The following is a 20684-nucleotide window of genomic DNA, read 5'->3' as shown; positions in this document are numbered from 1 at the left end:
AAAACGCTACAACTAACGTGCTAAATAGCTGGCCTTGACGGTGATATTTGCTGTTTTGCTGCGTGAGCTGGTATTGAAAGCGCCACCATATGAGTATTCTTCATTATCGTTTTGCCCTGTGATCTGGAAAATTCCAAGATCCGCTTTCACCAATTGTCCTAAAGAAGTAGCCGACTCCGTCGCAATATTCTGAGCCCTTAATTTCGCGTTTTCAGACGCCTGAGAGATAAGTTGCAATTTTAGATCCTCCAAGCCGGAAAAGTAATAGTTGGGGGCGTTGGAACTTAACTCAACACCTTGAGAAATTAAGCTAGAAATTTCCCGCGAGGCATTATCCACCTTTTCTAAATCTTTAGATTCTATACTAACCTGTTGAGAAAGGTTGTATCCGGTAAACGTATTCGAACTATTGCCTTGGCTATCGGTATGGTAATTAAATTCTCGACTAATGTTGACCGCATTGAAGCGGATTTCCTTTTCTTGAATACCGCGCTGCACAAGAAAACTTTTGACCAAATCTCGATCTCTGCCTAGTTGTCCAGACGCACCGCTCAAGTCGGCAGACTTGCGACTGTAGGAGGCAGACCACTTTACAATATCCGACTCAAAGTCTGTTTTGGCATTGCCCGTCACATTGATCGTATTGCTATTATTGTATTTATAGCGGTAAGAAGATCCAAATATCCAAGCCACACTAATTAAGGCGATAGCGGCAATGATGCTGACAATAATGGGGGTGTTTTTCATGACAATGATTTTAATTGTGCCAAACTTGTTGCAGAGCAACCATAGGCAAGATAAACAAAAAAATGCTATTATTGGACTTCACAAACGGTCAACTTAACATTTACTATGAATAATTGGAGCAAATTATGTCTTGCACTCAGCACCTTTGTTAGTGTGCAAGCCATAGCGCAAAAACCACCTTTAAATCATGACGTATACGATAATTGGAAAAGCATCGGTACCGCCAACTTGAGCAAATCGGGCAACTTTGTTTACTACACGATCACGCCACAGGAAGGTGATGCAGTTTTAGAATTAAAAGATCAGAAAAATTCCTTATTGCTACGCGTACCCAGAGGTGATGGCGGGAGCCTCACCAGTAATGATGTATTTTTTGTTGCTGGGATTAAGCCACTTTTTTCCGCAGTAAGAGAAGCGAAAATTAAAAAGAAAAAACCAGAAGAAATGCCCAAAGATTCTTTGTTGGTATATAATCTGAAAAGCAAAGCAGCGCCATTAAAATATGCGGAAGTCAAGTCATACAAACTGGCGCGCAATAGCCGCGAATATGTAGCATTTCTTGCCGACAGCAAGCCAACTGTAGCGGTGGATACTATCGCTTCCAAAGATAGCACAGCAGTGGCAAAAAAAACTCCTCCAAAGGGTAAAACGAAAACTGTATTGCATCTATTGCACTTGCCGACGGGAGATACTATCAACTTCGTCGGCGTAGATCAATATGAGTGGAGCGCTGATGAAAGACAACTGCTATTTAGTAAAAAAGGAGAGGAGAAAGACAGTTTATCACTACAAAATGCAGGATTGTACATCTATTCTATCGGTGATAAATCCTTGAAGAAAATCAGTCATGGTAAAGGAACGTACAAGCAGTTTAGTTTTTCGGAAGATCAATCTCAACTTTCATTCGTAGCCTTTAAAGGTGATGACAAGACCTTGTCCAAGGAATATAAATTGTATTACTACACGGCACAGCAGGATTCCGCCAAAGTGCTAGGGCAGCAATCATCAGCCGGTGTACCACAGAATTGGTGGGTAAGTGGTGATGCCTCACCAAATTTCAGTGCAGATGGTCAAAAATTGTACTTCGGCTTGGCGCCGATTCCACGTGTGAAGGATACGACTTTGGTCGAATTTGAACATGCCAAGTTAGATATCTGGCATTGGAAAGATGACTATTTGCAACCTCAACAATTGGTCAATCTAAAACGAGATCAATCGAAAAGCTTTTCTGCTGTTGTATACCCGCAATCATCCGGACAAATTATTCCGCTGAGTGATGAAACCTTTAACCGCGTAATGACGACGGATTCGGGCAATGAAGAATGGGTATTGGTAACTTCCGATTTTGGAAATCGTATTTCGTCGCAGTGGGATCTCGGTACGAAGTCGAATATCTATAAAGTATCGACCAAGACGGGTCAAAATAAAGTGATCGCTGCTGATCTTAGCGGACAAGTATATCTGTCTCCAAAGGCGGACTATGCTGTTTTCTTTGATCGTGCTACCGCTAGCTGGTCGAGTTATGACTTGGCAAACGATGTAAAACAACCGCTGCATGAAGATATTGCAGTAGGTTTTGTTGATGAAGAAAATGATGTCCCGGCATTACCAAGCTCGTATGGTGTAGCAGGATGGTCCAAAGATGGACAAACTGTATATATTAATGATCGCTATGATATTTGGGCTTTTGATCTGACCGGAAAAAAGAAAGCACATAGCATTACGAATGGTATTGGTCGTGCTCAAAAAGTTACATTCCGCGCCGTCAATTTGTCGCGCGATGAAAATCCGAGATATCGTACGACCTATCTATCCGATAAAGATCAATTTTTGACGGCTTTTGACGAGACAACGAAAGAAAATGGTTTTTATAGTGTCAATGTAGGAAAGTCAAATCCTAAAAAGATCTTCATGCAGCCTAAAACGTATCGTAAGGTAATGGCAAACGAAGATCTGTCGCACGTTATCTATACGAAAGAAGACTATCAGCATTCGCCCGATCTATATATCAACAGTGCAAAGATGGATCAGGAGCGTAGACTGACGGATATTAACACGCAACAGGCGGGTTATAATTGGGGAACGGCAGAATTGGTGCAATGGACAACTCCGAATGGACATGAAGCGTCCGGGATTTTGTACAAGCCAGAGGATTTTGATCCAAACATAAAGTATCCGATTATCGCGTATTTCTATGAAAAATTAACGCAAGGGCTTTACACCTATCAAGCGCCAGCACCTACGCCTTCGCGTTTGAATATTCCATATTTCGTGAGCAACGGTTATTTGGTGTTTGCTCCAGATATTTCCTATGAAACTGGTTATCCAGGTCAAGCAGCTGAAGAATACATCAATAGCGGCATGCAGCACTTGGCACGTTCGAATAGTTTTGTGGATTCTACCAAAATGGGAATTCAGGGACAAAGCTGGGGCGGTTATCAAGTAGCGCATCTGATAACACGTACGGATATGTATGCTGCCGCATGGACGGGCGCACCCGTCGTGAATATGACTTCTGCCTATGGCGGTATTCGTTGGGGATCGGGCATGTCACGCCAGTTTCAGTACGAAAACACACAAAGTCGCATCGGTCAAAATTTATGGGAAGCGCGTGATCTATACATCGAAAACTCGCCACTATTTTTCCTAGATCGTGTAAATACGCCTGTCGTGATTATGCACAACGATCAAGATGGCGCCGTGCCTTGGTATCAAGGAATCGAAATGTTTACGGCATTGCGTCGTTTGCAAAAGCCAGTTTGGTTATTAAACTACAATGGTGATGACCATAATTTGGTGCTTCGCCAGAATAGAAAAGATATTCAACAGCGCGAAGCGCAATTTTTTGACCATTTCTTAAAAGGTAAACCAGCTCCAGTATGGATTACCGCTGGTGTGCCAGCAATCCACAAAGGCATTGAGTGGGGATTGGGTATGTAAAGCAATGTACAACGTATGATCGAAATAGGGGAAAGGTGTATTTTCCCCTATTTTTGTTTGAAAAAAAATTAATTTTTGCATTTAATACTAAAAAGAGCCATATTTACAACAGAAAATATGATGTGAATGCAGTTTTTTAATACTGCTTAGCAATTTATTGCAAAATTAACTTTCAAAATATATGTCATTCTTACGGTTTCAATCTGTAAATTCAGCTGGTTCAAGAGAAATTAATCACGATGGATATGCGGAGTCTAAAAAAGCCATAGCTATCTATGGTAAAAATGTATTCACGGTAGACAAAATGCGCGACTACCTGCCAAAGCCTACTTTTGTAGAACTTAAAGAGTCTATTGAAGGGGCCAAACGCATATCTCGCGAATTAGCAGAAGATATTGCACAAGCTATGAAATCATGGGCTTTGTCCAATGGAGCTTCACATTACACACACTGGTTTCAACCATTGACTGGATCTACTGCTGAAAAGCACGATGCGTTTTTCGAGCCGGATAGCAATGGATTGGCCATAGAGAAATTTACAGCAGATGCATTGGTACAACAAGAGCCAGATGCTTCTTCTTTCCCAAATGGTGGTATCCGTAATACATTCGAAGCACGTGGATATACTGCTTGGGATCCATCTTCGCCAGCATTCTTATTTGAAACTGGTGGTGGCAAAACCTTGTGTATTCCGACCGTTTTCGTATCATACACGGGCGAATCGTTAGATTACAAAGCACCTTTATTGAAAGCAGTTTCTGCGATTGATAAAGCGGCAACAGATGTTGCTCAATTCTTTGATAAATCCGTGAATAAAGTGACGGCTTCTCTAGGTATCGAGCAAGAATATTTCTTGGTGGATCTCTCCATGTACAATGCACGTCCAGATCTACAATTGACCGGTCGTACGTTGTTCGGTCACATGGCGGCAAAAGGACAGCAATTAGACGATCATTATTTCGGAGCTATTCCAGAGCGCGTGTTAGCGTTTATGGTGGATTTGGAAAATGAAGCCTTGAAATTGGGTATTCCTTTGAAAACGCGTCACAACGAGGTAGCGCCAACTCAGTTTGAGTGTGCGCCGATGTTTGAAGAGATCAACTTGGCGATCGATCACAACCAATTGTTGATGAATCTGATGGAGCAAGTGGCCAAACGTCATCACTTCAAAGTATTGTTGCACGAGAAGCCTTATAGCGGTATCAATGGATCTGGTAAACACAATAACTGGTCGTTGATTACGAATACCGGAGTAAATTTATTAGCTCCAGGTAAGACACCAAAAAATAACTTAATGTTCTTGACTTTCTTCGTGAACACGATTAAGGCGGTATCTGCCCATGCAGATTTGTTACGTGCTTCCATTGCAAGTCATTCGAACGATCACCGCTTAGGTGCAAACGAAGCACCACCAGCGATTATCTCTATCTTCTTGGGTTCTCAGTTGGATGATATCTTGGATGAGGTAGAATCTGCTCGTGTAGCGAAAAAGGTGAGAAACGAAGCCAACCTATGGCACGGTATTCCTAAAATTCCAGATTTGAAAATGGATAATACGGATCGTAACCGGACTTCACCTTTTGCTTTCACCGGAAATAAATTTGAATTCCGCGCGGTAGGATCTTCAGCCAATTCAGCGTTGCCAATGACTATTTTAAATGTCATCGTAGCCAACCAATTGATTGAGTTCAAGTTGGAGGTAGACAAGCAAATAAAAAAAGGTGTCAAAAAGGATCTTGCGTTGTTGAACGTAGTACGTCGTTATATCAAAGAATCAAAAGCAATTCGTTTCGAAGGTAATGGCTACAGCGATGAGTGGGCAGAGGAAGCGGCAACTCGTGGCTTATCTAACATCAAATCTACACCAAAAGCATTGGATGTATATGTAAGCGAGGAGTCGGTGGCATTATTTGAAAAATTAGGTATCTACACCAAACGCGAATCGGAAGCAAGACACGAGATTTTGTTGGAGAATTTCTATAAGAAATTGCAAATTGAAGCACGTGTGATTACCGAGCTGACCAACAGCTTAATCGCTCCAGCTTGTTTTGCGTACCAAAATCAGTTGATCGAGAACGTAAAAGGATTGAAAGATCTAGGTCTTTCGCCAGAAGCGTTTAGCTCACAGCGTAACTTCATCGAACGTATCTCTTCACACATCAATATCGCTTTGGAGAAATCGGAAGCAATGCGTCAGGAACGTAAGAAAGCAAATGAAATCGAAGATATCCGCGAGCGCGCTATTGCGTACGACGAGTTGGTAAAACCTTACTTCGATGAGATTCGTTACCACGTCAATAAACTAGAGAAAATAGTAGATGATAATAAATGGCCATTGCCAAAGTTGCGTGAGCTATTGTTTATTCATTAATCAAAATCATAACTAACTAACCTATCTATTATCCGAGAGCCACTTGCAACAGCAAGTGGTTTTTTTGTTGTGAAAGCCGATCGAGTAGGAGGCAGTAATATAAAGTTAACACATCGTAAATCGATAAAATTTGTATTTTTACGCCTTGTATTGACCTAATTTTCTATGAAAAATAATCGATTCGCCTTTGTTGGGCTTGTTGCTTTCTTCTTACTGAGTGCATGCCAAAAGGATGATAACAATGTAATTCCAATCGCTGGCACCAGATGGTGTGCCACGCTGTCTGACGAAAAAAGTGATTACAAGTACCAAATCGAATTTTTGAAAAACAAACGCGCCAAGACACTTATGCATGGAAAAGTACGAGCAAATGCAGCATTACCCGGACTTCCGGTCGAAACTTTCGGCGCCGCAGAGTTTGATTATCAAGTGATGGAGCAGCCCATTGATGCGACAGATGTAAGGATATTATTGTCTGAGACGGAAACTGGCTTTAGAGATACGCTAATTTATTATAGAGCAACAAAAAATGATGGTGCGGCTAAGATTGTAGGCAAACATTACACAGTCACCGTTCGAATAGACGACCATACCATACCAGATAATACACCTTCGTATGAATCAGCGACGATTACTTATTACGCTGGTGGCTGCGCCTTTTGAGAATTCTAGTAATTCAAGTTATAGCGCTCTAAACGGAGATATTTCCATAAAAAAAGAGGTATTTACATCGTAAATACCTCTTTCTATTTGCATCATCTATGATGATGACGCTATGTTGTTATTAAAACTAGCGAGCAGCTTCTAATTTAGCTTGAATCTCATTTGCTTTATCTTCATCTTGGATGAAGTTGTAGTAGCTTTTCAAGTTACTCAACGCGTTAGTATTATTTGGGTCTTTGCTCAATGCTTTTTCCAAATAAGGAACCGCTTGCCCCATGTCTGCCTTAACTTTTTCTACACGGGTATTGTAATCCGCATCAGATACCGATTTGTCGCCGTTAAGATCCATTAACGCTTGATTAGCCAAGTTCATGATGATTGCCGCTGTGTTTAAGTTAGCTTCTACATAGTCTGGATCAATTTCTAATGCTTTTTTGTAAGAAGCTAAAGCTTTCTCGTCGTTGTCGTTAGATGCGTAAGCTGTACCTAAGTAATAATGTAAGGTTTTGTTGTCTGCATCACGCTCTAATTGACTCTCGATACCCGAAATGATTTTTTCTTCATTACCAGTGATTAGGTTCAACTCGATGTTTTGCATCACGATATCATTATCTTCTGGGAAAGCTTTTGCGGCAGCATCAGCGTACTCCAATGCTTTCGTGGTATCACCAGTAGATAAGTACAATTTTGGTAAGTCTGCTCTGATCATTCTGTATTCAGAGTGATCTTCGTGTGGCAATAATTCTTCGTATTTTTTGATAGCAGTTGGGTAATCCTGTGTTTGAATAGCAGCCAATGCACCAAAATAGATTAGCGTAGTGTCACCTGGCATCAATGCCAAACCTTTGTCAAACTCTTCAGCGGCACCTTTAAAATTTTCAACTTTCCATTCCTCGTATCCAGTGGTCTGATAGAAGTTGCGAAGATTAACTTTTACTGCATTGATATTTTCTTCATTCTTTTTATCTGCATCCAATTCACTTGCTTTTGATAAGCCTGTGATCGCCTTGTCTGCGTACTCGCCATTTTTTTCCGCAAATGCTAGATTAGAATAGATCAAAGAATACACAGTCCAAGTTTCTGGATTATCTTTGGTTTTTTCGTGCGCTATCGCTTCCTCAATTGGTGCAATACCGTCTTTTAACATTTTTGCAGATAGCTCGCCTGCTTCTGCTCCTCCCAACTCCTCATATTTGGTATACGCAGATTTAGCTTTTCTTAGATTACCACTTTGTCCGAAGACTGTACTCATCGAAATCGCTAGGACTCCGGTTATTATTAGACTTTTCTTGATATTCATATTACGCTTTTGTTTGTTTAATGTTCTTCAAGTTTTCAATTCTATGATGCTAGGATAACAAAGAACGTGCCTAGTAGTTTTGCAATCTGTTGAGCAAAAGGTTCACGCGATCTAGCTGCATGTCGTCTTCCGCATTCTCATAGTACATCGCCAGTGAACGCAAGGCATTGACTTCATGAGGACGTATTTCATTGGCTTTCAAGAGATAATTCTGCGCATTGTACTGCGCTTCTTGATCGTCTTGGTTTTCCATGAACTGCTGTAAATACAATAATCCTAAAGCCAAATTTGCTTCATAATTATTATCATTTAATTGTACAGTACGCTCATAAAATTGCTTCGCTTTGTCAATATTACCTACATTTTCGAACGAAAATCCAGCCAAATAGTTCAGGTCTACATTTTCTGGTTCCATTTTTACCGCATGTTCAGCAATCGGCACAATGGCATTGTAGTTACCTTGCTGCGAGTATGTCTCGATGAGTTTAAATAGAATCTCTTTACTTTCTGGATAATTAGAGCTGCCTTTTTCTAAGATTTTACGTCTTTCTACTGGCTGATTGTTTTTCTCATATATACGTGCCAATTCCAAGTATTGGATAGGTTGGCGCGAAGAAAGTGTAATGGCTTGTTGGTAATATTCGATTGCTTCGCTCGTGCGGTTGGTCTGATTAGCCAATAAACCTAAGTTGTAGATGATATCTTCGTTCTTCGGTTGCAATTCTCTAACACGTAGAAAACTATTGTACGCCAAATCATATTCTTGACGTTGTAGTGCCTCATTGGCCTTGTAAGTATACGCCGCTGCGAGATTCTGAGTGACGTAAGCCATTTCGCTTTCGCGCGTATTCTTTTCGCGATCGCTCAATCGCGCTAAAGTAGCGAGCGTGAGATCAATCGGATCCTTGTCTGTCTTAATCTTACGCGTAGAATCGGCATATGCAATAGAACTGTAGATCATCACGCGCGTCAAGTTGATACGTGTATTCGATGAATCCCGTCTGGTTTTGTAAACGCCATCAATCATTTTTTTGGCGTTTTCCAAATGTTTGAGCTCGCCAGTTTGTGTATACAAAGCGAAGTTATTGGTCGCTTCTTTGACAGCAGACTGCGCAAAAGCAGATAACCCACCGATGGTAAGACCAAAGGTGAGTATATATTTGCTGATGTTATTCGCTTTCTTCATCGTTTTCGTCTGAAACAGCATTATCTTCATTGTTCGGAATTACTGCACCATCTTCGTTGGCTACGAAGCCTTCTCCTTGCTCTTCGCCCTCTTCCAATTCGTCTTCACGAGCCACTTTGGTGATAGAAGCAATCTCATCATTCTCATTCAATCGGATCAGTTTCACGCCCTGCGTAGCTCTTCCCATTACGCGAAGTGTTTCTACGCCAATGCGGATTACGATGCCCGATTTATTGATAATCATCAAATCATCTTGATCGTTCACATCTTTAATCGCGACGAGTTCACCGGTTTTCTCCGTTACGTTCAAGGTTTTTACCCCTTTACCGCCACGGTTTGTAACGCGATAATCTTCCACGTCGGTACGCTTACCGTATCCTTTTTCAGAGACGACTAAGATGGTCGATTCTTCGCTATTATCAACACTAATCATGCCAACAACTTCGTCATTATCGTGCGCCAAGCGTACACCACGCACTCCAGTGGCGGTTCTACCCATCGGTCGTACAGTCGATTCGTTGAAGCGAATTGCACGGCCTGAACGCAATGCCATCACGATCTCGCTATTGCCATTGGTCAAGTTAGCTTCGATCAATTGATCTCCTTCGTTAATGTTGATCGCATTGATACCATTAGCACGCGGACGAGAGTAAGCCTCTAAAGAAGTTTTCTTGATCGTACCTTTCTTCGTACACATGATGATGAAGTTGTTCTCCAAGTATTCCTGATCTTTCAGGTTTTTAACTTTGATAAACGCTTTGATTTTCTCATCTTTTGGTACGTTGATGATGTTTTGTAATGCTCTACCTTTAGAGGTTCTGGAACCTTCCGGAATCTCGAATGCACGTAGCCAGAAACAACGGCCAGCTTCGGTAAAGAGCAATAAGTAATTGTGTGCCGAAGCAGTAATAATGTGCTCGGTGAAGTCTTCTTCGCGTGTACTAGATCCTTTTGAACCACGGCCACCGCGACTTTGACGACGGTATTCGGACAATGGCGTACGTTTTACGTAGCTATTGTGGGAGATGGTGATCACGATCTCCTCGTCATCGATGAAATCTTCCATGCGCATATCTTCCGCAGAATGCACGATGACCGAACGACGATCATCACCAAACTTCTCACGAATTTCTATGATTTCATCTTTGATGATCTGCATACGCAAACCTTCATCGGCTAATACACTCTTCAAATATTCGATGGTTTTCATTAATTCGGCATATTCTTCTTTGATCTTGTCACGCTCTAGTCCTGTCAGACGACGCAACGTCATATCCAAGATCGCTCTTGCTTGCAGATCAGATAAGCCAAATTTCTCCATCAAACCAACACGCGCATCTTCTGGTGTATCCGAAGCACGAATTAATTTGATCACTTCATCCAAGTGATCTAGCGCGATCAAGTATCCTTCTAGGATATGCGCACGCTTTTCCGCTTCTGCCAATTCGAATTTCGTACGGCGCACTACAACATCGTGTCTATGCTCCACAAATTCATGGATCATGTCCTTCAGATTCATCAATACCGGACGGCCTTTTACTAAGGCGATGTTATTGACAGAGAAAGATGTTTGTAAAGACGTGTACTTAAATAGATTGTTGAGTACCACGTTTGCATTGGCATCACGCTTTATTTCGTATATTATACGGATATCCTTTGTCGATTCATCACGGATTTCAGAGATTCCCTCAATCTTCTTTTCGTTGATGAGGTCTACTGTCCGCTTGATCATATCAGCTTTGTTTACCTGATATGGAATTTCAGTAACCACGATGATCTCTCTACCGGTTTTAGTTGCTTCAATCTCCGCAACGGCACGCATAACAATACGTCCACGTCCAGTCTCGAAGGCATCTTTTACGCCGCTATAGCCATAAATCAATCCGCCTGTAGGAAAGTCAGGTGCTTTGATATATTGCATCAGCTCGCTGATTTCGATTTCACGGTTATCGATGTACGCGATTGTTCCGTTCAACACTTCCGTTAGGTTGTGTGGCGCCATATTGGTAGCCATACCAACCGCAATACCTGAAGCACCATTCACCAAAAGAGTAGGAATACGTGTAGGCAACACGGTCGGCTCTTGCAAAGAGTCGTCAAAGTTAAACTGGAAGTCAACCGTATCTTTATTGATATCAGAAAGCATTTCTTCTGCTATCTTCCGTAAGCGCGCTTCCGTATAACGCATGGCCGCTGGTGGATCACCATCGATGGAGCCGTAGTTACCTTGGCCGTCTACCATCGGATAACGCAATGACCAAAACTGAGCCATACGTACCATAGCATCATACACAGAGGTGTCACCGTGCGGGTGATACTTACCTAGTACATCACCAACGATACGCGCTGATTTCTTGTACGGCTTGCTGCTGGTAACGCCCAAGTCTAGCATGCCATACAACACCCGACGGTGAACGGGTTTCAATCCATCTCTTGCGTCGGGTAATGCACGGGATACAATCACCGACATCGAGTAATCGATGTACGCTGATTTCATCTGATCCTCAATATTTATGGGGATGATCCTGTCGTTAGCAGGTACTAAATTATTTTCGTTTTCTGTTTCTTCAGCCATATTATTGGGTTACATACTAACTAATATTAACGCTCTAAATATTGTGGGCGCAATCGTGCGAAGATACGGATTTTTTTACTATCCTATGAATAAATGCCCGCTCAAATAGCGAGTCTTTAAAAATGCTACTGAATAATTTCCCTTTTGAATGTATTATTAATAACAAATCAATTAATTGATTGATTCATTTTCAATGAATACGTTTGTTTTTTGTAAAAAATAAACTATAATCAAAATTCTGTTGTGAACTCAATTATAAATCTAGTACATTTGTCGCATTAATTTTAATTCACGTTATCTATACAATTTATCATTATAAGCATATGAAACATAATTTCGGTGCCGGACCTTGTATCTTACCAAAGGATGTCTTTGCAGAAGCTTCGCAGGCAGTTTTAGATTTTAATGGAACAGGTTTGTCTATTTTGGAGATTTCGCACCGTTCGAAGGAATTTGAAGCAGTTATCGCTGAAGCAGAAAGTTTGGTTCGCGAGCTTTTAGAAGTGCCAGCAGGATATAGCATTCTATTTTTGCAGGGAGGTGCTAGCCAACAATTTGCCATGGTTCCTTTTAACTTGCTTCCTACATACGGTCGCGCGGCCTACCTAGATACGGGTACTTGGTCTTCTAAAGCGCTTAAAGAAGCGAAAAACTTTGGTGCGATCGATGTGGTAGCGTCTTCTTCAGATCGCAATTATAGTTATATACCCAAATCATATACGGTACCGGCTGATGCTGCATATCTGCATTATACGTCTAACAATACCATCTTTGGTACGGAGATATTTGATTTGCCAAAAGCAGATGTTCCATTAGTGACCGATATGTCCTCCGACATTTTTAGTCGCGTGGTGCGTGTTGAAGATCACGGATTGATCTATGCTGGTGCACAAAAGAACATGGGACCAGCTGGTGTTACCTTAGTCGTGGTGAAAGATGAATTACTGGGTAAAACCGGACGTACAATTCCTTCTATTTTTGACTATCAGCAACACGCGAAAGCAGATTCTCTATACAATACGCCGCCGGTATTCTCGATCTATGTATCTATGCTCAACCTGCGTTGGCTGAAAGCCAAAGGAGGAGTAGCTGTAATGGAGCAGGAAAATATCATCAAAGCACGCAAGCTATACGAAGAGATCGATCGTAACCCGCTTTTCCGTGGTACGGCAGAAGTAGAAGATCGCTCCCGCATGAATGTGACTTTCGTGATGACGAATCCAGCGCTGGAAGAAGAATTTCTTGGGCTTGCAAAAGAGCGCGGCATGATCGGACTAAAAGGACACCGCTCAGTAGGTGGTTTCCGTGCCTCTATCTACAATGCATTGGGGATATCCTCTATCAATGCCTTGATCGATTTGATGCGCGAGTTTGAAGAAACGCATAATTAAGTTACACGTTTAGCATTTATTTTAAGATGAAAATATTAGCGAATGACGGTATAGATCCGATCGGACAACGTTTGTTGGAAGAAGCAGGATTTACCGTAGATACCCTACACATACCACAAGCCGAATTAGCAGAAAAGCTGCAAGCGTACGATGCCATTACGGTACGTAGTGCCACATTAGTACGCCAAGAATTGATTGACGCTTGTCCAAATTTAAAAGTGATTGGACGCGGTGGAGTTGGTATGGACAATATTGATGTAGATTACGCACAATCCAAAGGCGTGATCGTAGTGAACACTCCGGCGGCTTCATCGCACTCGGTAGCGGAACTCGTCTTTGCTCACTTCTTAAATGGTGTACGCTTTTTGTATGATTCTAATCGCAAAATGCCGTTGGAAGGAAATACAAAATTTGGCGCCTTGAAGAAAGCCTATGCGAAAGGTGTAGAGCTCAAAGGCAAAACCCTAGGCGTCGTAGGTTTCGGTCGTATTGGCCGCGAAACTGCCAAGGTAGCTCTGGGTTTGGGGATGGATGTGGTATATTCTGACCTTTTCGAAGGGCCATTATCTTTACCATTGTCTCTATCCGGCAATATTGAAGTTGAAGTACCTGTGAAGCAACTTTCTTTCGAGGAGCTTTTGCCTGTCGCAGATTTTATCTCACTTCACGTACCATTTACCGACAAAGCGGTGTTAGGTGTGGAAGAATTCACTAAAGTAAAAGATGGTGTAGGTATCGTCAATGCTTCTCGTGGTGGTGTGATTGATGAGCTTGCCTTAGTGGACGCCTTGAATTCGGGAAAAGTTTCTTTTGTTGGATTAGATGTGTACGATAGCGAGCCTACACCACGTATCGAATTGCTACAACATCCGAAGGTATCCCTTACGCCACATATTGGTGCAGCGACCAATGAAGCGCAAGAGCGTATCGGCGAAGAACTCGCTAATTTGCTAATTTCAAATCTCAAGAAATAATCTAAAATCGCTTGAAATAGCCTTTAATTGCTATATTCGACCCAATTTACGCTTGCGTGCGCAGTGATGTCGCACGCAAGCGTACGTTAATTAGTATCCATAATAAGTATATATTCTAATGAAAATTCTAAAATTCGGTGGCACTTCGGTAGGAAGTGCGGCGCGTATTCAAGGGTTGCTCGAAATTGTAGCGCCTGCGGAACGTCAGATTGTAGTGTTGTCGGCCGTTTCGGGCACGACGAACGCATTGGTGGAAATTGCTCAAGCTTTTGCTGGCGCAAAGACAGAAGAGGCCAAACAGCTGATTAAGAAGCATAAGGATAAGTACGAGGAACTGATTAAGGAGCTTTTCGCTACCGAGGAAGGCTATAAGAAGGGTAAGGATCTTATCGATCATCATTTCGAAAGTATCTCATCTTTTGCAAGCGATTTGTTTACGCCATCTGAGGAGAAGATTATTTTGGCGCAAGGCGAATTGTTATCAACCTCCTTGTGGCACTATTATCTGGAAGAGCTAGGGATTGCTTCCGTATTGCTTCCAGCATTGGACTTCATGAAAATTGATGAAGACAATGAGCCGATGATCGAATATACCGCTGAAAAATTAGGCGCTATTCTGAGTCAGCATCCAGACAATACGCTGTTTATTACCCAAGGATTTATCTGTCGCAATACATTCGGCGAGATCGATAACCTGCGTCGTGGTGGATCGGATTATACCGCTTCGCTTATTGGCTCTGCCATCCGCGCAGATGAAGTCCAGATCTGGACGGATATTGACGGCATGCACAACAACGATCCGCGCGTGGTTCATGGTACCACACCGATTCGTCATCTGAGTTTTGATGAAGCGGCGGAGTTGGCCTATTTTGGCGCCAAGATCTTGCACCCACAAAGTGTATTTCCAGCGCAGCGTTACAATGTGCCTGTGCGTTTATTAAACACGATGGATCCGCAAGCTCCAGGTACATTAATCAGTAAAGAAGGGGCGCAAAAAGGGGTAATCCGTGCTGTAGCGGCCAAAGATGGTATTACGGCGATACATATTCATTCTTCGCGTATGCTGTTGGCTTATGGTTTCTTACGTCGTATTTTCGAAATCTTCGAACGTTATAAAACGCCGATCGATATGATTACGACTTCTGAAGTTGCCGTTTCCTTGTCGATTGATGATACCACCAATCTCGATGATATTATCAAAGAAGTAGAGGATTTTGGTACTGTGGCAGTAGATCGTGAGCAAACGATTGTTTGTGTCGTGGGCGATTTCAGTTCCAACGCACATGGTTACGTGGGTAGAGTGCTGGAAGCGGTAAAACACTTACCAGTGCGCATGGTGTCTTATGGTGGATCAGATTTCAATGTATCTGTCTTGCTAGATACCGAGCACAAAACTGAAGCCCTACGTTCTTTACATCACCGTTTATTTTAACAATACAACCTGTTTGATGTCTTATTTTGATTCCAAGCTATTAGCAAAATTCGAAGGGATGGAAACGCCCTTCTATTACTATAATTTAGACCTGTTGCAGCAAACCCTGTCGGAAGCCAAAGCGGCGGCAGATAAACGTGGTTTTCATGTGCATTATGCGCTGAAAGCTAACTTCAATCCACGCGTGCTTGCTACCGTGCAAGCGACAGGATTTGGTGCTGACTGCGTGAGCGGTAATGAGGTGCAAAAAGCCATTGAAGTCGGTTTTCCGGCTTCGCAAATTACCTTTGCTGGTGTCGGCAAGTCCGACAAGGAGATTCGTGCTGCCTTGCAACACGGCATCTTTGCCTTCAATGTAGAATCCATCCAAGAGATGGAAATCATTGACGGTTTAGCCGCCGAGATGGGCGTGCGCGCCAATGTTTCGTTACGTATCAACCCTAATGTAGATGCCAAAACGCATCAGTACATCACGACTGGATTGGATGAAAACAAATTTGGTTTGCCCAACTCCGAGTTGGAGCGTGCCGCAGCTGTTTTACGTAGCTGCACGAGCGTAGATTTGGTAGGCCTTCACTTCCACATCGGATCACAGATCACCGATATGAATGTATTCAAAAGCCTTTGTGTGAAGGTGAATGAATGGAAAAACTGGTTCGAAGAACGCGGAACGACCATTCGTGTATTGAATGTGGGTGGCGGACTGGGAGTGGATTATTACGCGCCAGACGAACATCCGATTGCAGATTTCGAGACCTATTTTGATATTTTTGATCGTTTCTTGGAGCGCAACCCCAATCAAGAGGTGCATTTCGAATTGGGGCGTGCTTTAGTAGCGCAATGTGGTTCTTTGATCAGTAAAGTGCTGTATACCAAAAATGGCGTAAAGAAACATTTCTTGATTCTCGATGCGGGTATGACGGAACTCATGCGCCCTATGCTGTACCAAGCGTATCATAAAATTGAAAAAGTAGGAGCAGGAGCAAAGGGTACCGCTAATTATGATGTCGTTGGACCTATCTGCGAAAGCACCGACGCATTTGGTAAGGAAGTTCCGTTGCCGATCAGTGAACGTGGCGACTTAATCGCGATTCGTACCGCTGGTGCGTATGCAGAAGTGATGGCTTCTCGCTACAATCTGCGCGACGAGGTGCGCTATTGCTACGCGAGTGAAGGTCAATTGGAGCTGGCCAATATCTAAGCTTATACAAGCTTTATAATAACAAATCAGGCATATTTTAAGGGAATGAATTTCATTCCCTTAAAATATGCCTGATTACGTTTAGTGTTATGTAGCATAAATACTACTTTGGATCTGTATGCTGATGCAGAATCTTTTTGGCAATATCTGCTATTAGTGGATAAGTGTTTCCAAGAATTGTATCAAAATCTATGATATCGATCCACGCTGCTTCGTCAATGTCTTCTTCCAATTGGGGGATAAGCTCAGGCGATTTGTTTATCCCCATTTCGTACCAATTGGTCTGCTTCAGCACTACTTTGCCACGCATAGTGTACGTATGGTAGGTTGTCGAAAACTTTACACCCAAGTAATCCACTTTTACGCCACATTCTTCTTCCACCTCCCGTTTTGCGGCCGCGCGTGTTTTTTCGTCTTCTTCCAATTTGCCTTTTGGCAGATCCCATTTGCCCAATCGGTGGATAAATAGGTATTCACCATGTCCATTTTTTACGATGCCACCTGCAGCTTTGATCACTTTCATGTTTTCCAACAGCTGTCTAAACACTGATGTTGGATCGGGAAGGATCAATAAGTATGTGACAGGATCGAAATTAGTCGCGCTTGCTTTAAAAAGTTTTTCTATATCAATTTCTTGTAAACCAATCGTTTGGGGATTGACTAAGTGTGGTGGTACGAAATCTGCTAAAATTAGCAGGTTCTGGTTCATATAAATTTTATAAATTTGCGGCATGAATAACTACAATGAGGTTGAACAAAAAATTGCTGAATCGCTTCTGCAAATTAAAGCAATTAAATTGCAACCTAAAAACCCTTTTACCTGGGCATCGGGTTGGAAATCGCCTATTTATTGTGACAATCGGATCACCTTATCTCATCCATCTATCCGAACATACATCAGACAAAATCTATCTCAACTAATTCAAGAAGAGTACGGTACGGTAGATATGATCTCGGGTGTAGCCACCGCAGGAATCCCTCAAGGAGCTCTGGTAGCACAAGATTTAGGCCTTCCATTTACGTATGTTCGTGGTAGTGCAAAAGAACACGGTCGTCAAAACCTGATTGAAGGTGAAGTAAGCGGCGGACAACGTGTTGTGGTTATCGAAGATCTAGTTTCTACTGGAAAGAGTAGCTTAGCTGCGGTTCACGCTTTACGTGAAGCGGAATGTAACGTTGTTGGATTAGTTTCTATCTTTACCTACGGACTAGATGCTGCTGAAGAGAACTTCAAAGAAGCTAAATGTAAGTTGCACAGCTTGTGTAATTATGATGCATTGATCCACGTAGCATTAGAAAATGGCTACATTATGGAGGCAGATATGGAAGTGCTACAAGATTGGCGCAAAAACCCTTCTACTTGGGGGCAATAAATTTGGCCTGTTAGTTGTTCTTGTATTTTAATAAATCACACTCGATATGACTATTATTCAAAATTCCACCGTTGTACAAAAGCCGATTGGCGATGTATATATGTTCTTGTCTGATCTAAACAATCATGAGCAATTGATGCCAGATAATATATACAACTGGTCGTCTACTGCCGATGAAGCACAATTCACCATCAAGAATATGGCGAAGTTAGCGCTGAAAATAAGTCAGCGTGTGGAGAATAAAGAATTGACTTGTGTGCCTACCAATGATACACCTTTTGAGGTATCATTGCACTGGAAAGTAGAAGAAGCCGAAGAAGGACAAGCAAAAGCAACCTTCATCATCGAAGCGCAGCTCAATATGATGATGAAAATGATGGCTTCAGGTCCTTTGCAGAAATTGGTTGATCATCAGGTAGCTCGTCTGAAAGAAGTATTAGGCTAAGCTATATTTTTATAGATATTTTGTAAAGCGTGTAGGATTTCCTGCACGCTTTCTTTTTGCCAAGTATGTAGGTCTGCGCATTCACATTTATTCCTTAATTTTGCGGCATGATTACCTCCGATATTATTTCTTCTGATACCATCGTGGCGTTAGCCACTTCTCCTGGCGCAAATGGGGCTATTGCTGTAATCCGACTTTCGGGTGCGGAAGCCATCAACATTGCCAATGCCGTCTTCAAGGGGAAGGATTTGTCCAAGCAGGCGACGCATACATTACATTTTGGCACGATCCGGGATGGAGATGTAATCATTGATGAAGTGGTGATTTCCCTTTTCAAAGGGCCAAATTCATATACCAAGGAGCATGTGGTCGAGATATCGACGCATAACTCCGCCTACATCATAGAGCGCGTGCTTAGTTTGTTGATTCGCCATGGCGCACGTGCTGCCAAAGCGGGAGAATTTACGTTGCGTGCTTATCTAAACGGCGGATTGGACTTGTCGCAGGCCGAAGCCGTAGCCGATCTGATAGCTTCGGAGAATAAAGCGTCGCATGAGATTGCGATGAATCAAATGCGTGGTGGTATCAGTGGTGAATTGCAGCGTATGCGCGAGCAGCTGATCAATTTTACGGCGCTGCTGGAACTGGAACTGGACTTTGGAGAAGAAGATGTAGAGTTTGCGGATCGCACGGAATTCCTATCGTTGATTGACACGTTGAAATCGCATGTAACCCAATTGATCAGCTCCTTTGAATATGGCAACGCCATTAAGAATGGCGTGCCGGTCGCGATTATTGGTAAGCCCAATGCTGGGAAATCGACCTTGCTCAATACGCTGCTCAACGAAGAACGTGCGATTGTGAGTGATATTGCAGGTACGACGCGCGACACGATCGAAGAGATGATGACGATTGATGGGGTGACGTTTCGTTTTATCGATACGGCAGGACTACGCGAAACGCTAGATACCATCGAAGCGATTGGTGTGGCACGCGCCAAGGAAAAGGTGGCTGCCGCCAAGATTTTACTTTACTTATACGATGCGGAGAGCAATACAGCGGAAGAAGTGATTACACAGATCAAAGCTTTTCACCGCGATGGGTTGATCACCATCTTGGTGCGTAACAAGATCGATTTGGATGGCGGTTATTTTGCCAACGAATTTGACGATCAGATTAAGACGGAATTGATAGGAGGCGGCTACGCGGATGAGATTATCGCTATTTCGGCGAAAGACCCAGCATCGGTTCGCGCATTGACAAATTCTTTGGTCGAACGAATCCGCGGTATGGTATCTGATAATCAACAGGTAATTACTAATATTCGCCATGTGGAAGCACTCAAATTGGCTTTTCAATCGATGGAAGATGTAGATCATGGTTTTCAAATCGGCCTTTCTGGCGATTTGCTGGCATCACATCTGCGCGATGCACTCCGCCATATCGGTACGATTACCGGACAGATTGATGTAGACCGCGATATTCTGGGTACTATTTTCGGAAAGTTTTGTATCGGAAAGTAAATTGAAGTAATTAGATAAAAATGGCTATTAGTAAATAGATATAAAGCATTGAAAATGTTGTTTTCAGTGCTTTTTTGTTTTGTAGTAAAATTGCTTGTTGAAAATGATTTGAGCCGAATAATTGCTCTAATCAGCTCAAATATTCTATTTATATGAGCCGAATAGTGTTTTTAGTGGCGGCTCTAAGAAGTTGATTAGCGTGAATTATAATTATAAATTAGCACTACTTGGTACTGTAGATACTTAGCCTAAATTGATGCTATGATGACTTCAATTATACCCAAAAAGGTATATAACTAAGCGGTAATGACCTTCAGACCCCACAGCTGTTTGGGCGATTTAACACCTGAAATGTTTATCGAAAAGAAAGTCAAAACAGCAGAATTTTCTATTTTAGAATACTCCTAGATTCGGGGAGAGGTCACTTCTATAATATGCGCCAAGAAATAGATTTCTTCGTTGAAAGCGTAGAAAAAATCGCTTGGCAAACAAAACGTTATTACTAATAAGGTGATTATTTTCTAACTTGGTCAGCAAAGACGCCTTATCAAATTAAGGAGGTC

General features: G+C 42.3%; 15 protein-coding genes. 10 read left to right on the top strand and 5 right to left on the bottom strand.

What is annotated here, in order from left to right; translation table 11 throughout:
* Window positions 1-12: 12 nt before the first annotated feature.
* A complete protein-coding gene (locus tag AC3IRT_RS11465; protein ID WP_489393385.1) occupies window positions 13-747 on the bottom strand; it encodes an SIMPL domain-containing protein in 735 nt (244 codons plus the stop codon).
* A 105-nt stretch (window positions 748-852) separates the two neighbouring features.
* Here AC3IRT_RS11465 and AC3IRT_RS11460 point away from each other — a divergent pair, with 105 nt between their 5' ends.
* From AC3IRT_RS11460 to AC3IRT_RS11450, 3 genes are all read left to right on the top strand, one after another.
* The gene (locus tag AC3IRT_RS11460; protein WP_489393384.1) at window positions 853-3687 is read left to right on the top strand and encodes a S9 family peptidase; all 2835 of its coding nucleotides are present in this window, start codon (window positions 853-855) and stop codon (window positions 3685-3687) included.
* Window positions 3688-3868: 181 nt separating this feature from the next.
* Window positions 3869-6058, top strand: coding sequence for a glutamine synthetase III family protein (locus tag AC3IRT_RS11455; protein ID WP_489393383.1), 2190 nt, complete (start codon window positions 3869-3871; stop codon window positions 6056-6058).
* Between the two features lie 165 nt (window positions 6059-6223).
* Window positions 6224-6721, top strand: a complete 498-nt coding sequence (locus AC3IRT_RS11450) for a hypothetical protein (protein WP_489393382.1) — start codon at window positions 6224-6226, stop codon at window positions 6719-6721.
* Between the two features lie 127 nt (window positions 6722-6848).
* On the opposite strand, the gene AC3IRT_RS11445 is transcribed toward AC3IRT_RS11450, so the two are convergent.
* From AC3IRT_RS11445 to gyrA, 3 genes are all read right to left on the bottom strand, one after another.
* Window positions 6849-8021: a tetratricopeptide repeat protein gene (locus tag AC3IRT_RS11445; RefSeq protein WP_489393381.1), complete on the bottom strand. Its 1173-nt coding sequence runs from the start codon at window positions 8019-8021 to the stop codon at window positions 6849-6851.
* Between the two features lie 70 nt (window positions 8022-8091).
* Window positions 8092-9207 carry a tetratricopeptide repeat protein gene (locus AC3IRT_RS11440; protein ID WP_489393380.1) on the bottom strand — a complete coding sequence of 372 codons (1116 nt, stop codon included), beginning with the start codon at window positions 9205-9207 and terminating at the stop codon, window positions 8092-8094.
* Window positions 9191-11782, bottom strand: coding sequence for a DNA gyrase subunit A (gyrA, locus tag AC3IRT_RS11435; protein WP_489393379.1), 2592 nt, complete (start codon window positions 11780-11782; stop codon window positions 9191-9193). Before gyrA ends, AC3IRT_RS11440 begins: the two co-directional genes overlap by 17 nt.
* 323 nt (window positions 11783-12105) lie before the next feature.
* Here gyrA and serC point away from each other — a divergent pair, with 323 nt between their 5' ends.
* The 4 genes from serC to lysA all read left to right on the top strand — a co-directional run bounded on the left by serC (window position 12106) and on the right by lysA (window position 16780).
* Entirely contained in the window at window positions 12106-13173 is a 1068-nt protein-coding gene (gene serC / locus AC3IRT_RS11430) for a 3-phosphoserine/phosphohydroxythreonine transaminase (protein ID WP_489393378.1), read from the top strand.
* Between the two features lie 26 nt (window positions 13174-13199).
* Window positions 13200-14147 carry a D-2-hydroxyacid dehydrogenase gene (locus tag AC3IRT_RS11425; protein ID WP_489393377.1) on the top strand — a complete coding sequence of 316 codons (948 nt, stop codon included), beginning with the start codon at window positions 13200-13202 and terminating at the stop codon, window positions 14145-14147.
* A gap of 118 nt (window positions 14148-14265) precedes the next feature.
* Window positions 14266-15579 (top strand): aspartate kinase, encoded by a 1314-nt coding sequence (locus tag AC3IRT_RS11420; protein WP_489393376.1) that lies wholly within the window; start codon window positions 14266-14268, stop codon window positions 15577-15579.
* A gap of 16 nt (window positions 15580-15595) precedes the next feature.
* Window positions 15596-16780 (top strand): diaminopimelate decarboxylase, encoded by a 1185-nt coding sequence (gene lysA, locus AC3IRT_RS11415; RefSeq protein ID WP_489393375.1) that lies wholly within the window; start codon window positions 15596-15598, stop codon window positions 16778-16780.
* Between the two features lie 103 nt (window positions 16781-16883).
* Here the strand turns inward: lysA and AC3IRT_RS11410 are convergent, their stop codons facing one another.
* Window positions 16884-17489: an NUDIX hydrolase gene (locus tag AC3IRT_RS11410; protein ID WP_489393374.1), complete on the bottom strand. Its 606-nt coding sequence runs from the start codon at window positions 17487-17489 to the stop codon at window positions 16884-16886.
* A gap of 22 nt (window positions 17490-17511) precedes the next feature.
* Between AC3IRT_RS11410 and pyrE the strand changes: the two genes are divergently transcribed.
* The 3 genes from pyrE (at window position 17512) to mnmE (ending at window position 20121) form a co-directional block, all read left to right on the top strand.
* Entirely contained in the window at window positions 17512-18153 is a 642-nt protein-coding gene (gene pyrE, locus AC3IRT_RS11405) for an orotate phosphoribosyltransferase (RefSeq protein ID WP_489393373.1), read from the top strand.
* 46 nt (window positions 18154-18199) lie between these two features.
* A complete protein-coding gene (locus AC3IRT_RS11400; RefSeq protein ID WP_489393372.1) occupies window positions 18200-18598 on the top strand; it encodes an SRPBCC family protein in 399 nt (132 codons plus the stop codon).
* A 107-nt stretch (window positions 18599-18705) separates the two neighbouring features.
* Complete coding sequence (mnmE, locus tag AC3IRT_RS11395) at window positions 18706-20121, top strand: tRNA uridine-5-carboxymethylaminomethyl(34) synthesis GTPase MnmE (RefSeq protein WP_489393371.1); 1416 nt, start codon at window positions 18706-18708, stop codon at window positions 20119-20121.
* Window positions 20122-20684: the final 563 nt, after the last annotated feature.

Source organism: Sphingobacterium sp. KH_072, from assembly GCF_057837975.1.
Note: the sequence above shows the minus strand (reverse complement) of the source record. Positions and strands in the feature narration are given on the sequence as shown.

What these genes read in the sequence shown, in the direction of transcription:
- mnmE (WP_489393371.1), top strand. Translation starts at nt 18,706, where the DNA reads ATGATTACCTCCGATATTATTTCTTCTGATACCATCGTGGCGTTAGCC.
- lysA (WP_489393375.1), top strand. Translation starts at nt 15,596, where the DNA reads ATGTCTTATTTTGATTCCAAGCTATTAGCAAAATTCGAAGGGATGGAA.
- AC3IRT_RS11400 (WP_489393372.1), top strand. Translation starts at nt 18,200, where the DNA reads ATGACTATTATTCAAAATTCCACCGTTGTACAAAAGCCGATTGGCGAT.
- AC3IRT_RS11440 (WP_489393380.1), bottom strand. Translation starts at nt 9,207, where the DNA reads ATGAAGAAAGCGAATAACATCAGCAAATATATACTCACCTTTGGTCTT.
- serC (WP_489393378.1), top strand. Translation starts at nt 12,106, where the DNA reads ATGAAACATAATTTCGGTGCCGGACCTTGTATCTTACCAAAGGATGTC.
- AC3IRT_RS11420 (WP_489393376.1), top strand. Translation starts at nt 14,266, where the DNA reads ATGAAAATTCTAAAATTCGGTGGCACTTCGGTAGGAAGTGCGGCGCGT.
- gyrA (WP_489393379.1), bottom strand. Translation starts at nt 11,782, where the DNA reads ATGGCTGAAGAAACAGAAAACGAAAATAATTTAGTACCTGCTAACGAC.
- AC3IRT_RS11410 (WP_489393374.1), bottom strand. Translation starts at nt 17,489, where the DNA reads ATGAACCAGAACCTGCTAATTTTAGCAGATTTCGTACCACCACACTTA.
- AC3IRT_RS11460 (WP_489393384.1), top strand. Translation starts at nt 853, where the DNA reads ATGAATAATTGGAGCAAATTATGTCTTGCACTCAGCACCTTTGTTAGT.
- pyrE (WP_489393373.1), top strand. Translation starts at nt 17,512, where the DNA reads ATGAATAACTACAATGAGGTTGAACAAAAAATTGCTGAATCGCTTCTG.
- AC3IRT_RS11465 (WP_489393385.1), bottom strand. Translation starts at nt 747, where the DNA reads ATGAAAAACACCCCCATTATTGTCAGCATCATTGCCGCTATCGCCTTA.
- AC3IRT_RS11445 (WP_489393381.1), bottom strand. Translation starts at nt 8,021, where the DNA reads ATGAATATCAAGAAAAGTCTAATAATAACCGGAGTCCTAGCGATTTCG.
- AC3IRT_RS11425 (WP_489393377.1), top strand. Translation starts at nt 13,200, where the DNA reads ATGAAAATATTAGCGAATGACGGTATAGATCCGATCGGACAACGTTTG.
- AC3IRT_RS11450 (WP_489393382.1), top strand. Translation starts at nt 6,224, where the DNA reads ATGAAAAATAATCGATTCGCCTTTGTTGGGCTTGTTGCTTTCTTCTTA.
- AC3IRT_RS11455 (WP_489393383.1), top strand. Translation starts at nt 3,869, where the DNA reads ATGTCATTCTTACGGTTTCAATCTGTAAATTCAGCTGGTTCAAGAGAA.